Source organism: Streptomyces sp. MB09-01 (genome assembly GCF_033794505.1).
Classification (GTDB): Bacteria; Actinomycetota; Actinomycetes; order Streptomycetales; family Streptomycetaceae; genus Streptomyces.
Window position 1 is genome coordinate 1 of the sequence record NZ_JARAYQ010000235.1, and the last position, 13,089, is coordinate 13,089.

Annotated in this window: 10 protein-coding genes and 1 pseudogene; 5 read left to right on the plus strand and 6 right to left on the minus strand. The window is 72.6% G+C overall.

Features of this window, described 5'->3' with window-relative positions:
- The first annotated feature begins 47 nt into the window (after positions 1 to 47).
- The gene (locus tag PV721_RS34055) at positions 48 to 1,364 is read left to right on the plus strand and encodes an MFS transporter (protein WP_319731222.1); all 1,317 of its coding nucleotides are present in this window, start codon (positions 48 to 50) and stop codon (positions 1,362 to 1,364) included.
- Positions 1,365 to 1,394: 30 nt separating this feature from the next.
- Here the strand turns inward: PV721_RS34055 and PV721_RS34060 are convergent, their stop codons facing one another.
- The 4 genes from PV721_RS34060 to uvrB all read right to left on the minus strand — a co-directional run bounded on the left by PV721_RS34060 (position 1,395) and on the right by uvrB (position 7,524).
- Positions 1,395 to 2,378, minus strand: a complete 984-nt coding sequence (locus PV721_RS34060; protein ID WP_319731209.1) for a TerC/Alx family metal homeostasis membrane protein — start codon at positions 2,376 to 2,378, stop codon at positions 1,395 to 1,397.
- 238 nt (positions 2,379 to 2,616) lie between these two features.
- The gene (locus tag PV721_RS34065; RefSeq protein ID WP_319731211.1) at positions 2,617 to 4,644 is read right to left on the minus strand and encodes a TerD family protein; all 2,028 of its coding nucleotides are present in this window, start codon (positions 4,642 to 4,644) and stop codon (positions 2,617 to 2,619) included.
- Between the two features lie 56 nt (positions 4,645 to 4,700).
- Positions 4,701 to 5,279 carry a TerD family protein gene (locus PV721_RS34070; protein WP_030762430.1) on the minus strand — a complete coding sequence of 193 codons (579 nt, stop codon included), beginning with the start codon at positions 5,277 to 5,279 and terminating at the stop codon, positions 4,701 to 4,703.
- Positions 5,280 to 5,367: 88 nt separating this feature from the next.
- Positions 5,368 to 7,524: an excinuclease ABC subunit UvrB gene (gene uvrB / locus PV721_RS34075; protein ID WP_319731212.1), complete on the minus strand. Its 2,157-nt coding sequence runs from the start codon at positions 7,522 to 7,524 to the stop codon at positions 5,368 to 5,370.
- A gap of 233 nt (positions 7,525 to 7,757) precedes the next feature.
- On the opposite strand from uvrB, the gene PV721_RS34080 reads away from it, so the two are divergent.
- The 3 genes from PV721_RS34080 to PV721_RS34090 all read left to right on the plus strand — a co-directional run bounded on the left by PV721_RS34080 (position 7,758) and on the right by PV721_RS34090 (position 10,796).
- Positions 7,758 to 8,702: a glycerophosphodiester phosphodiesterase gene (locus tag PV721_RS34080; protein ID WP_319731213.1), complete on the plus strand. Its 945-nt coding sequence runs from the start codon at positions 7,758 to 7,760 to the stop codon at positions 8,700 to 8,702.
- 78 nt (positions 8,703 to 8,780) lie between these two features.
- Positions 8,781 to 9,344, plus strand: coding sequence for a methylated-DNA--[protein]-cysteine S-methyltransferase (locus tag PV721_RS34085; protein ID WP_319731214.1), 564 nt, complete (start codon positions 8,781 to 8,783; stop codon positions 9,342 to 9,344).
- A gap of 156 nt (positions 9,345 to 9,500) precedes the next feature.
- Positions 9,501 to 10,796 (plus strand): MFS transporter, encoded by a 1,296-nt coding sequence (locus tag PV721_RS34090; RefSeq protein ID WP_319731216.1) that lies wholly within the window; start codon positions 9,501 to 9,503, stop codon positions 10,794 to 10,796.
- 6 nt (positions 10,797 to 10,802) lie between these two features.
- Here the strand turns inward: PV721_RS34090 and PV721_RS34095 are convergent, their stop codons facing one another.
- Both PV721_RS34095 and PV721_RS34100 read right to left on the minus strand, forming a co-directional pair.
- Positions 10,803 to 11,171: a cupin domain-containing protein gene (locus PV721_RS34095; RefSeq protein WP_319731218.1), complete on the minus strand. Its 369-nt coding sequence runs from the start codon at positions 11,169 to 11,171 to the stop codon at positions 10,803 to 10,805.
- Between the two features lie 66 nt (positions 11,172 to 11,237).
- Positions 11,238 to 12,021: pseudogene (locus tag PV721_RS34100) on the minus strand (class I SAM-dependent methyltransferase).
- A gap of 82 nt (positions 12,022 to 12,103) precedes the next feature.
- Between PV721_RS34100 and PV721_RS34105 the strand changes: the two are divergent.
- Positions 12,104 to 13,048 (plus strand): pseudouridine-5'-phosphate glycosidase, encoded by a 945-nt coding sequence (locus PV721_RS34105; protein ID WP_319731220.1) that lies wholly within the window; start codon positions 12,104 to 12,106, stop codon positions 13,046 to 13,048.
- Positions 13,049 to 13,089: the final 41 nt, after the last annotated feature.

Here is a 13,089-nt window from a genome sequence, read left to right on the forward strand (position 1 = left end):
CCGCTGCCGCTCGGCCCATCGATGCCGACGGCGCCGCCCGCCCCGGCATGCTGCGGCTCGCCTCGGCCTCGCTCGCCGGGACCGCGATCGAGTTCTACGACTTCTTCGTGTACGGAACGGCCGCCGCCCTCGTGCTCGGCCCGCTGTTCTTCCCCTCCTTCTCGCCGCTCGCCGGGACCCTCGCCGCCTTCGCCACCTTCGGCGTCGGCTTCCTCGCCCGCCCGCTCGGATCGGCGGTCTTCGGCCACATCGGCGACCGCTACGGCCGACGCCCGGTGCTCCTGGCCTCCCTGCTCCTGACCGGCCTCGCCACGGTCGCCGTCGGCTGCGTGCCCACGTACGCATCGATCGGCGTGGCCGCGCCCCTGCTGCTGCTCCTGCTGCGCTTCCTGCAGGGCCTCGGGCTCGGCGGCGAGTGGGGCGGCGCGGTGCTGCTGACCGCCGAGCACGCGCCCGAGGAGCGGCGCGGCCTGTGGTCGAGCTTCCCGCAGATCGGCCCGCCGGTGGGTTTCCTGCTGGCCAACGGCCTGATGCTGGGGCTGTCCGCGTCGCTGAGCGATGCGCAGTTCACCTCGTGGGGGTGGCGGGTGCCGTTCTGGGCCGCCGGGCTGCTGGCCCTGGCCGGGCTGTGGCTGCGCCGCTCGGTGGAGGAGACCCCGCAGTTCAAGGCGCTGACCGAGACCGGGCGGCGGGCCGAGGCACCGCTGGCCGAGGTGGTCCGCGGCCACTGGCGCCTGCTCCTGCTGACCGGCGGGGCGCTCGCCGTGGCCTACGCCGTCTTCTACGCGGTCACCACCTGGGCCCTCGCGTACGCGACCGAGCGCCTCGGCCTGGGCCGGACGGTGGTGCTGGGCTGCATCATGGGCGCCGTCGCGCTGATGGGCCTCGTGACCCCGCTGGTGGCGGTGCTCGGCGACCGGTACGGCCGCCGGCCGCTGTGCCTGGCCGGGTGCACGGCCTGCGCCCTGCTGATGTTCCCGCTGGTGGCGCTGCTCGGCACGGCCGACCCGCTGCTGATGACACTGGGCTTCACGGGGGCGCTGCTGGCCATGGTGACGATGTTCGCGGTGGTGGGAGCGTACCTGCCGGAGCTGTACGCCCCGCGGATCCGCTGCACGGGCGCGGCCGTCGGCTACAACCTGGGCGGCGTGCTGGGCGGGGCGCTGACCCCGATCGTGGCGACGGCGCTGGCGGCCGGCCCGGGCCCGCCGTGGGGCGTCGCGGTGTACCTGACCGGGATCGCCCTGCTGAGCCTGGGCTGCTTCGCGCTGCTGCCGGAGACCAGTCCGCTGGTCGTACGGGCGCGGTCGGGCGCCGGCAGGGGAACGGAAACGGGGGCGGCCGAAGCGGCCGCCCCCGCGTAGCTCCGTAGCTCCGTAGCTCCGTAGCTCCGGTTACGCGTCGATGCTCTCCTGGCGGGCGGCGGCCTCGGCCGCCGCCTGCTTCTTCGAGGCCATCAGGCTGGTGATCGTGGTGATGACCAGGACACCGCAGATGACGCCGAGGGAGACCGGGATCGAGATCACCGGCACGTGCACGCCGTTCTCGTGCAGGGCGTGCAGCACCAGCTTGATTCCGATGAAGCCCAGGATGATCGACAGGCCGTAGCTGAGGTGGACCAGCTTCTTCAGCAGGCCGCCGATGAGGAAGTACAGCTGGCGCAGGCCCATCAGGGCGAAGGCGTTGGCCGTGAAGACGATGTACGGGTCCTGCGTGAGGCCGAAGATCGCGGGGATGGAGTCCAGGGCGAACAGCACGTCGGTGGTGCCGATGGCGAGCATGACGACCATCAGCGGGGTCAGTACGCGCTTGCCGTTGTTGACGATGAAGAGCTTGGTGCCGTGGTACTGGTCGGCGACGCCGAACTTCTTCTCGACGGACTTGAGGAGACGGTTCTCCTCGAACTCCTCGTCGTCCTCGTCCTTGCGGGCCTCCTGGATCAGCTTCCACGCGGTGTAGATCAGGAACGCGCCGAAGATGTAGAAGACCCAGGAGAAGCTGGCGATGATCGCGGCGCCGGCGGCGATGAAGACCGCACGCAGGACCAGGGCGATCAGTACGCCGATGAGCAGCACGCGCTGCTGGAGGTGGGACGGCACCGCGAACTTCGCCATGATCAGGACGAAGACGAAGAGGTTGTCGACGCTCAGGGACTTCTCGGTGATGAAGCCCGCGAAGAACTCCTGGGACGCCTGGGGGTTACCGAAGAACCACAGGCCGAGGCCGAAGAGTGCGGCGAGGACGACCCATACGACCGTCCAGGTACCGGCTTCCTTGATCGACACGTCGTGCGGCTTGCGGCCGATGAAGAAATCGGCACCGATGAGGAGGGACAGACCGAGAATGGTCGCGGCCCACAGGGCCCAGGAAACTTCCATGGTGAACACGCCTCCGGCGGATGGCTCAGGACTACGTCAGCGTCATCGCTGCCGGAGGTCTCTTCCACCCGGGCGGCCTGGAGGCCGTGGGCCGACGCCCCGGGACCGACCGCGCTCACATCGCCGCAGTGGTCCGTATTGACGGGTACGCCGTAGCAGGAAAGCAGGAATACTCCCCTCCGCGCTCACGAGCATACCCGTCACGGGCAGAAAAGGTAAAGAGAATCCCAAAGGATGGTCACGGGCCGGTAGTGCGGCGGGCCTGCGCCACCCGCTCCAGCGCCTGTTCGAGGACCCGGCTGCCCTGCGGCGGAAGGTCCGGTTCGAAGGTCCAGGCGTGGTGGACCCAGGGGTCGGCGAGATGGCTGTCCGGTACGGGCGACAGCCGCATCAGCGAGCGCCACAGCGGGTCGAGCAGCGGCCCGTAGGCCGACGCTTCGTCGCGGTCGGCGACCATCAGCAGGTGCACCCCGACCGCCGGGCCCTCGTCGGCGAGGTAGCGCAACTGGGTCACGGCCCGGTCGTCGAAGCCGTGCGGGAAGTCGTGCACGAGCAGCAGCTGCTCGGCCGTGTCCACGTCCGGCGGCAGGTCCTCGGGGGCGCCGGCCCGCAGCGCCATCTGTACGAGGTCCACCCGCCGGGTCAGCTGCGCCAGCGTCTGGGTGACCCCGTGGGCCCCGGCGGCGGGCGGCCCGGCCAGCACCCCGGCGCGGACCAGGGGCGCCAGGGAGGCGGCGCCCGCCCCGGCCGCGTCGATGACGTGGACGGAGAACCGGTCGCCGGGGTGGACCGCGAGCAGCCGCACCGCGTGTGCGACGGCCATGTCCATGGCGGCCCGGCGCAGCCGGTCGGTGTCCATCGCCATCGCGGCCTCGGAGCCGGTACGGCCGTTGTCGATCCAGATCCCGCGCTCCAGCGGGACCCTCATCAGCATGGGGATCCGCAGGTCGGGGCGCTCGGGCAGGTACAGGTCGCCCAGGCGCAGGGCGAGCGGGTTCTCCTCGGGCGGCGCGGTCGCCCGGCTGTCGTGCCAGACCGGGTTGTCCCAGCGGGCGTACGCGGCCGGCAGCGCGGGCTCGACCACCTCCGACTCGGCGATCAGCTGGGCGAGGTCCCGGTCGAGGACGGCCTGGGCCTGGGCGACGAGCTCCTCGCGGCGGGCGCGGGCGGTGTCACGGGCGGCGTTGCCGGAGCCTCCGAGGCGGTGGCGCGGGTCGGAGAGGGCCTCGTCGAGTTCGCGGTCCATGCGGGAGTCGGCGAACTCGACGGCGCTGCGGTAGGCGGCCACCGTGCGGGCCAGGTCCTCGAACATGCCCCAGACCTGGTTGTAGAGCCGCTCCTCCATGGACCAGCCGCTGGCGTCCCCGGCCACGGGCCGCGGGGGCTGTCCGGGCTCCTGCGGCGCGGCGGCCCGCGGCGCCGGCTCGGGCGGCTCCGTGCTGGTGCGGCGTCGCCGCGGGTGGGCGTAGTTGATGGTGGGCGGCGAACCCCCGGTGTCGCCGCCGGGCGCGGGCCCGGGCGTACCGGCGTACGGGACCCCGGAGACGGGGACCGGACCGGGCGACTCGGGGGCGGCCGCGGGGCCCTGGACCTCGTTCTGGACCTGATTCTGGGCCGGATTCTGGACCTGGTTCCGGCCCGGGGCGGCCGGGGCCTGCGGGGCGCGCAGGTCGCGGGCCGGGGTCCGCAGGGCCGCGAGCGTGCCGTCGCCCTGCGCGGCCGGGGTCGCCGTGCGCAGCGCTGCGGCGGCCAGTGCGGCGGCGTCCGCCGCGGGGAGTCCGCCGTCGGCCAGCAGGGCGCCGAGGCCGTCGGCGTAGCCCTGGCCCACGGCGCGGACCTTCCAGGCGCCCTGGCGTCGGTACAGCTCCAGGGCGACCACGGCGGTCTCGGCTTCCAGCCCGGTCAGGGTGTAGCCGGCGAGCTCGGCGCCAGCCGGGTCGGCCACGGCCACGTAGGAGGCCGGGACGGAGCCGAAGCGTGCCGGGCCGCCGGGCGGCAGGACGAGCAGCACGCCGACCCGGTGGACGTCCGCCGCGACCGCGTCGAGGTCGACGGCGAAGGTGTGCCGGTCGGCGAGCTCCCCGGGCGCCTGCACGCCGGGGAGGGACCTGGCCCCCGGGTGGGCCAGTACCGCGTCGCCGGCGAACCGGCCCTGTTCGTCGGCGAGCGAGGCCAGGGCGAGCACGGCTGTGCCCGCCGAGACCCTGATCTCCACCCGGCTGTGGGACACGGGGTGGTTCTGCCCCCGGACCAGTTCGGCCGTCATCGTGCAGCCCCTCCCCCGTGCCTTCTTCTCTCGTGCCTTCTTCTCTGCCGCTACTTCTACAGGTGCGGCAGGATCGCCGGCATGAGGTCCTGGAAGGTGCGGCCGTTGGCCGGGTTTCCGAGGGCCGTCATCTGCCAGCCGGCGCCCGCGCGGGACACCTTCGCCATGATCTGCGCGGTGTACTGACCGCCGCCGTCGAGGGTGTAGCGGGCCAGCTCCTGGCCGTTGGTCTCGTCGACGATGCGGCAGAACGCGTTCTGCACCTCCTGGAACGTCTGGCCGGTGAAGGAGTTCACCGTGAAGACGATCTGGTCGATGTGGACCGGCACGCGCTGGAGGTCGACGAGGATCGCCTCGTCGTCCCCGCCCTGGCCGACGCCGCCGACGAGGTTGTCTCCGGTGTGGCGCACCGAGCCGTCGTCGCTCTGGAGGTGACGGAAGAACACGACGTCCACCGGCTGCTTGTCGGCGAAGAGCACCGCCGACGCGTCGAGGTCGATCTCCCGCGTCCGCGAACCGAACAGTCCGCGGCGCTTCGCCGCCTGCCAGCCGAGGCCCATCCGGACCGCGGTCAGCGTGCCCCCGTCCGCCTTCTGCAGACTGATGGCCTGACCCTTGGTCATATTGACCGTCACGAGCTGTCCCCTCTCCATGGCCCGCCCCATTAACGGGCGCGCAGGGTGTACCTGCGGCTGTGATTCAACCCTACTGACCCGCTCCGGGTCAGGCGAGGCCCGCTTCCTTCATCTGCCGCAACTCCTTCTTCAGCTCGCCCACCTCGTCCCGGATCCGGGCCGCGACCTCGAACTGGAGCTCCGCGGCCGCCCCGCGCATGCGCTCGGTCATCTGCTCGATGAGCGCGGCCAGCTCCTCGCCGGGCCGGTCGGTGAGCACCTCGGCGCCCTTGGCGCCCTTGGCCCCCTTCGCGGCCTTGCCGCCCGCCTTGGCCTGGACGGCCCGGCCGCCGAGTGCCGGCACCGGCGCCTTGGCCCCCTTGCCGTCCTTCGCCTGCCGGTATCCGGTGCCGAGGAGCTCCTCGGTGTCGAGTTCCTCGCGGGCGATCGTGGCGACGATGTCGTTGATCTTCTTGCGCAGCGGCTGCGGGTCGATCCCGTTCGCCGTGTTGTAGGCGATCTGCTTCTCCCGGCGCCGGTTGGTCTCGTCGATGGCCTTCTCCATCGCCGGGGTCATCTTGTCCGCGTACATGTGGACCTGGCCCGAGACGTTGCGCGCCGCGCGGCCGATGGTCTGGATCAGGGAGGTCCCGGAACGCAGGAAGCCCTCCTTGTCGGCGTCGAGGATCGCGACCAGGGACACCTCGGGCAGGTCGAGGCCCTCGCGCAGCAGGTTGATGCCGACCAGGACGTCGTACTCGCCGGCCCGCAGCTCGCGCAGCAGCTCGATGCGGCGCAGGGTGTCCACGTCGCTGTGCAGGTAGCGGACCTGGATGCCGAGCTCCAGGAAGTAGTCCGTGAGGTCCTCGGCCATCTTCTTGGTGAGGGTGGTGACCAGGATCCGCTCGTCCTTCTCCACCCGCTGCCGGATCTCGTGGACCAGGTCGTCGATCTGCCCCTCGGTGGGCTTGACCACGACCTCGGGGTCGATGAGGCCGGTCGGGCGGATGATCTGCTCGACGAAGCCGTCGCCCCGGGAGAGCTCGTACTTTCCGGGGGTCGCCGACAGGTAGACGGTCTGGCCGATGCGCTCCTGGAACTCCTCCCACTTCAGCGGCCGGTTGTCCAGCGCGGACGGCAGCCGGAAGCCGTGGTCGACCAGGGTCCGCTTGCGGGAGGCGTCACCCTCGTACATGGCGCCGATCTGCGGCACGGTGACGTGCGACTCGTCGATGACCAGGAGGAAGTCCTCGGGGAAGTAGTCGATGAGGGTGTTGGGCGCTGATCCCCGCTCGCGGTCGTCCATGTGCAGCGAGTAGTTCTCGATGCCGGAGCAGGATCCGATCTGGCGCATCATCTCCAGGTCGTAGGTGGTGCGCATGCGCAGGCGCTGCGCCTCCAGCATCTTGCCCTGCTTCTCCAGCTCGGTGAGGCGCTCGGCCAGCTCGGCCTCGATGCCGGCGATCGCCTTCTCCATGCGCTCCGGGCCGGCGACGTAGTGGCTGGCGGGGAAGACGTAGAGCTCGCGGTCCTCGCTGATGACCTCGCCGGTCAGCGGGTGCAGGGTGGAGAGGGCCTCGATCTCGTCGCCGAACATCTCGATGCGGACGGCCAGTTCTTCGTAGACCGGGAAGATCTCGATGGTGTCGCCGCGGACCCGGAAGGTGCCGCGGGTGAAGGCGACGTCGTTGCGCGTGTACTGGATGTCGACGAAGCGCCGCAGCAGCTGGTCCCGGTCGATCTCCTCGCCCACCTTGAGGGCGACCATCCGGTCGACGTACTCCTGCGGGGTGCCGAGGCCGTAGATGCAGGAGACGGAGGCGACGACGATCACGTCCCGCCGGGTCAGCAGCGAGTTGGTGGCGGAGTGGCGCAGCCGCTCCACCTCCTCGTTGATCGAGGAGTCCTTCTCGATGTACGTGTCCGACTGCGGTACGTAGGCCTCGGGCTGGTAGTAGTCGTAGTACGAGACGAAGTACTCGACGGCGTTGTTCGGCAGGAGCTCGCGGAACTCGTTCGCCAGCTGGGCGGCGAGCGTCTTGTTCGGCGCCATGACCAGGGTGGGGCGCTGAAGCTTCTCGATCATCCAGGCGGTGGTCGCCGACTTGCCGGTGCCGGTCGCACCCAGCAGGACGACATCCTTCTCACCTGCGCGGATGCGCTTCTCCAGGTCGGCGATGGCCGCCGGCTGGTCGCCGCTGGGCTGGTAGGGGCTGACGACCTCGAAAGGCGCCACCGTGCGTTCGATCTTCGATACGGGCCGCATGACTCAACCGTACGACCCCCCACTGACACTCACGCATCCGCGCCGTCCGCGGCGCGCTCCGGCCGCTCCGGACGCCCCGGGGGCCCGTCATTCGTTCTGGTCCGTTTGTCGTAGTTCGGTGGCGGCTAGGTGATCTTCAACCCCATGATCGCGGTGAAGTGCATCGCCACAACGTCTGCCGCTCCGCACCCGTCTGACGCAGGAACAGGGCTCACGACCCGAGGAGAACGCACATGTACGTCCGAGTCCGACCCGCCGCCGCGGCCGCCGCCGCGTTCCTGGGCCTCACCCTCACCTTGCTGGGCGGGACGGCCTCGTACGCCGCCACCGGCCCCGGATCCGTCACGGGCCCGGGATCCGCCACCGGCCCCGGACCCGCCGCCCGGCGGGCAGTGCTGGGGAGCCCCGTCGTGTACGCCCACCGGGGGGCTTCGGCGTACGCCCCGGAGAACACCCTGGCCGCGATCGACCTGGCGATGCGGCTGGGCTTCGAATGGGTCGAGAACGACGTGCAGCGCACCAGGGACGGCGTGCTGGTGGTGATCCACGACGACACCCTGACCCGGACCACCGACGTCGAGCAGGTGTTCCCGGGCCGCTCCCCCTGGAGGGTCAAGGACTTCACCGCGGCCGAGATCGCCCGGCTGGACGCGGGCAGCTGGTTCGGCGAGGAGTACGCGGGCGCCCGCGTGCCGAGCTTGCGGCAGTACCTCAACCGGGTGCAGCGCAACCAGCAGAAGCTGCTGCTGGAGATCAAGAAGCCGGAGCTCTACCCCGGGATCGAGGAGCAGACCCTGAAGGTGCTGGAGGACGCCCGCTGGCTCGACGAGCGGCACGTGACGCAGCGGCTGGTGGTGCAGAGCTTCAGCGCCGACTGCGTGCGCATCGTGCACCGCCTGCGCCCCGACCTGGTGACGGCCTTCCTGGGCACCCCCGTCGCGGCGGACCTGCCGCTGTACGCGGAGTTCACCGACCGGATCAACCCGTGGCACACCACGATCACGGCCGACTGGGTCGCGGCGGTGCACGGCCTGCTCGGGGCCCACGGAAAGGCCATGGAGGTGGACACCTGGATCGTGGACGACGCGGCGACCGCCCGGAAGGTCCAGGACATGGGTGTGGACGGGATCATCACCAACGCCCCTGACGTGGTGCAGGAGGCCGTCGACGGGTTCTGAGCCGGCGGGGCCGTGGCCGGCGCGGGCGATGCGGCCGAAGCGGCCGGCGTTGTCGGAGGGGAGCCGTACGGTGGACGCGTGGACACCACCGAGCGGCCCCGCGGGCCGCACCTCGAATGGACCGTCGTCGCCAGCGACATCGGCCCCCTGCTCCTGGCCGCGACCCCGGCGGGTCTGGTCCGGGTCGAGTTCCATGCCGCCCCGGACCGGGTCGAGAAGATGATCGGCCCGCTCGTCTCCCGGCTGGGCGCCGACGCCCGGCGGCCGGCGCCGGGCGAAGAGGTGCTGCTGGCCGAGCCCATACGCCAGCTCAAGGCGTACTTCGCCGGCACGCTGCGGCGCTTCGAGCTGCCGCTGGACTGGCGCCTCAGCTCCGGTTTCAACCGGCAGGTGCTCCAGGAGCTGGACCGTTCCGTGCCGTACGGATCGGTCGTGGGCTACGGGGAACTGGCCGCCCGCGCCGGACAGCCCGGCGCCGCCCAGGCCGTGGGCAACGCCATGGGCTCGAATCCGCTGCCGCTGGTGGTGGCCTGCCACCGGGTCGTGGAGAACGACGGGGGCATCGGGGGATTCGGCGGCGGGGTGGAGACCAAGCGGCAGCTGCTCGCGCTGGAGGGCGTGCTCCCGCAGCCGCTGTTCTGAGCGGGGCCCTGACCTGCATGCAGGCCTGGACGCGGGGACGGTTCCGCTGGGCGGTAAGGGGTGGCACACTGCGGCGGTGACTACTGCTGCCGCCGCACCCGGCTCCACCGCGCCCTCCGGGCCCCGCGTCACGCACCCGCGGAAGCGGGGTGCGGCATGACGGCCTCCCCCGGCACGGACCGGCCCGCTCCGCCGCTCGGCCTGCCGGACGTGGCCCGGCTGCAGCGGCGCACCTCCTGGGTCCTCATCGCCGGCCAGGTCCTCGGCGGCCTCGGCGTGCCCATCAGCATCGCCCTGGCCCCCGTGCTCGCCACCGAGATCAGCGGCACCGAGGCCCTGTCCGGCCTCGCCTCCACCGCCGCGGTGATCGGCACCGCCCTGGTCTCGCTGCCGCTCGCCGCCCTGATGACCGCGCGCGGCCGCCGCCCCGGCCTGGTCCTCGCCTACGCGATCGGCGCCGCCGGAGCGGGACTCGTCGTCCTCGCCGCCGCCATCGGGAACTTCCCGCTGCTGCTGCTCGGCATGGCCGCCTTCGGCGCCGCCTCCTCCGCCAACCTGCAGGCGCGGTTCGCCGCCGCAGACCTCGCCACCCCGGACCGCCGGGCCCGGGCGATCTCCGTCGTCGTGTGGGCGTCCACCCTCGGCGCGGTGCTCGGACCCAACCTGTCCGCGCCGGCCAGCCGCAGCTTCGCCGGGACCGCGATACCCGAGACGGCGGGCCCCTTCGTGTGGGCCGCCGTCGTCTTCCTGCTCACCGGCACGCTGATCGGCGTACTCCTGCGCCCCGACCCGCTGCTGACGGCCCGGGCGCTCGCGGCGCCGGCGGAGCAGACCCGCGAGGGCCGCTCGCTGCGTGCCGGCTTCGCCGCCGTCAAGGCCTCCCCGCGGGCCCGGCTCGCACTCGTCACCGTCGCCGTGTCGCACACGGTCATGGTCTCGATCATGGTGATGACCCCGATGGACCTGGGCCACCACGGAGCCGGCCTGGAGCTCATCGGGCTGGTCATCAGCATTCACATCGCGGGCATGTTCGCCTTCTCCCCGTTGATGGGGTGGCTCGCGGACCGGCTCGGACGGCTGTCCGTGATCGGTCTGGCCGCCGGGCTCCTGTCGGTCGCCGCGCTGCTCGCCGGTACGGCCGGGCCCAGCCACGGCCGGAGCGCGCTCGGGCTGTTCCTGCTCGGGCTCGGCTGGTCCGCCGGGATGGTGTCCGGCTCGGCCCTGCTGACCGACTCGGTGCCGCAGCCCGCGCGGGCCGCCGTACAGGGCCTGAGCGATCTCACGATGAACGCCGCCGCGGGAGTGGGCGGCGCGGCCGCCGGCCTGGTCATGTCCCAGGCGGGCTACGGGTGGCTGAACGCCGTCGGCGCCGCGCTGCTGCTGCCGATGGCGGCGCTCGCCCTGTTCAGCGCGCGCCGCCACCCCGCCCCCGCGAAGGGTGTCGGTGGCTGAAGGGCGTCAGTAGCTGATGTGGTAGGCCTTGCGGAGCGTCTCGTGCACGGTCCAGGTGGTCTGGTCGCCCTCCCGCAGGACGCAGGCGGAGCCGGGGCCCACCTCGAGGGTCTCGCCGCCCTCGACCTCCACGGTGGCGCGCCCGCTGACGACCACGAACAGCTCGTCGGCCTCGGTGTCGGTGACCACGCCCGGGGTGATCTGCCAGATCCCGCGCACCTGCCTGCCGTCCTGCGACTCCCAGAGCACCTTGCCCGTCACGACGGGCTCCCCGGAGACGATCTGGGCGGGGTCGAGGTCCTCGGGCTCCAGCTCCACGTCCGCGACGGACACGGAGAAGGAGGCGGGGGCGGCGGAGTGATCACTGGTGCTCATGGCGCGCCAGCCTAGTGCGGCCCGCCCGTAGGGCGCGGTGGCCACAGCGTCCAGGAACGGCCCGGCCTACGAGTCACCCTGTCCAGTCGGACCGGGGCGCCGGGCCGTGAGGACCGGCTGGGGGAACCCGGTGTCCGCCGGTGCGTTCCAGACCGTCCCGCGCAGGCCGGCCTCCCGGGCGAGCCCGGTGGTCCGCTCCGGCGGCAGCGCCCCGTACGTCGCGCTCGACGTCCGTGTGGTCCACGTGTCGCCGGCCGGCAGCAGTTGGAAGGGCTCCAGGTCGTAGCGCTCCCCGTCGGCGTGCCAGTGCCACAGCTGGAAGGTGATGGTCCGCCCGTCGGGGCCGGTGCGGACGCGCGGGGCCTCGCTCTGCGGGCGGGACCGGAGCAGCTCGCCGTACGGGCGGGTGGAGACCAGCAGCAGTCCGCCGGGGCGCAGGACCCGCCGGGTTTCGGCCAGCGCGGCGCGCACGTCCTGAGCGGCGAGCAGGTGCGGGAGCGCGTTGTCGGCGCAGACCACGGCGTCGAAGGAGGCGTCCGCGAAGGGCAGGGCACGCATGTCGGCGGCCGCGACGGGCAGGTCGAGTCCCCGGCGTGCGGCCTCCTTGGCGGCGCGGGCCACGGAGGCGGGGCTCAGGTCGGTCCCGGTGACCCGGTGGCCCAGGGCCGCGAGGCCCAGTGCCCGGGTACCGATGCCGCAGGCGTTGTCGAGGACGGTGTGGTCCGGCGCCCAGCGCGGCCGTGAGGAGGGCGTCGAGGGCCCGGCCCTGCCGGGTGACGGACGCGTCCCAGTCCGCGTGGACGAGGTCGTAGCGGTCGGCCAGGTCGTCGTAGAACCCGCGCCTGTCCATGGGGGAACGCTACTCGGACAGGTTGGGGCGGGTGTGGCGGGTGTGCGTTTGGGGGCGCTGATCCCGTGCCATGGATGGGGACATGTCACAGCACACAGCAACTGCACCCTTGTCGGGCGGACCGGTCCTTTCGGAAGAGGTGCGCGAGGCGCTCGCCCGGGGCAAGCCGGTGGTGGCCCTGGAGTCGACGATCCTCGCGCACGGCCTGCCCCGCCCCCGCAACCTGGCGGTGGGACTCGAACTGGAGGCGCTGGTCCGTGCGGAAGGCGCGGTACCGGCGACGGTGGCGGTCGTGGACGGGGTGGCGTACGCGGGCCTGGACAAGGCGCAGCTGGAGCGGATCGCGGGCGGCGACGGCGTCCGCAAGCTCGGCCACCGGGACCTGGCCCCCGCGCTGGCGGCGCGGGCGACCGGGGCGACCACGGTGTCCGCGACGGCCTTCCTGGCCGCGCGGGCGGGCCTGCGGGTCTTCGCCACGGGCGGGCTGGGCGGCGTGCACCGGGAGTGGACGCAGACGCAGGACGAGTCGGCGGACCTCGCGCTGCTGGCGCGGACGCGGATCACGGTGGTGTCCGCGGGGGTGAAGTCGATCCTGGACGTGCCGGGCACGCTGCAGCGGCTGGAGACCCTGGGCGTCGGGGTGCTCGGGTACGGGACCGACCGCTTCCCCGGGTTCTACCTGGCCGATTCCGGCGAGCCGGTGGACTGGACGGTGCACCGGCCCGAGGAGGTCGCTGCGGTGATGGCCGCTCAGGACGCGCTGGGCGGTCCGGAGTCGGCGCTGCTCGTGGCCAATCCGGTGGCCGAGGCGGACCAGCTGGACCCGGAACTGCACGACCGGGTGCTCGCGGAGGCGCTCGCCGAATGCCGTGAACGGGGGATCACGGGGCAGGCGGTGACCCCGTTCCTGCTGGGGTTCCTGGTACGGGCCACCGGCGGTGCCTCCCTGGAGGCCAACCTGGCGGCGGTGCGCGGCAATGTGCGGCTCGGCGCCCGGATCGCGGGGGCCTGGGCGGCGCGGGCATGACCGGGGCGGGCATGACCGCGCCGCCCAGGCCCCCGCGATCC

Excerpts from the sequence above, each read along its gene's own strand:
- PV721_RS34055 (WP_319731222.1), top strand. The coding sequence starts at position 48 with ATGCTGCGGCTCGCCTCGGCCTCGCTCGCCGGGACCGCGATCGAGTTC.
- PV721_RS34060 (WP_319731209.1), bottom strand. The coding sequence starts at position 2,378 with ATGGAAGTTTCCTGGGCCCTGTGGGCCGCGACCATTCTCGGTCTGTCC.
- PV721_RS34065 (WP_319731211.1), bottom strand. The coding sequence starts at position 4,644 with ATGACGGCCGAACTGGTCCGGGGGCAGAACCACCCCGTGTCCCACAGC.
- uvrB (WP_319731212.1), bottom strand. The coding sequence starts at position 7,524 with ATGCGGCCCGTATCGAAGATCGAACGCACGGTGGCGCCTTTCGAGGTC.
- PV721_RS34080 (WP_319731213.1), top strand. The coding sequence starts at position 7,758 with ATGTACGTCCGAGTCCGACCCGCCGCCGCGGCCGCCGCCGCGTTCCTG.
- PV721_RS34090 (WP_319731216.1), top strand. The coding sequence starts at position 9,501 with ATGACGGCCTCCCCCGGCACGGACCGGCCCGCTCCGCCGCTCGGCCTG.
- PV721_RS34095 (WP_319731218.1), bottom strand. The coding sequence starts at position 11,171 with ATGAGCACCAGTGATCACTCCGCCGCCCCCGCCTCCTTCTCCGTGTCC.
- PV721_RS34105 (WP_319731220.1), top strand. The coding sequence starts at position 12,104 with ATGTCACAGCACACAGCAACTGCACCCTTGTCGGGCGGACCGGTCCTT.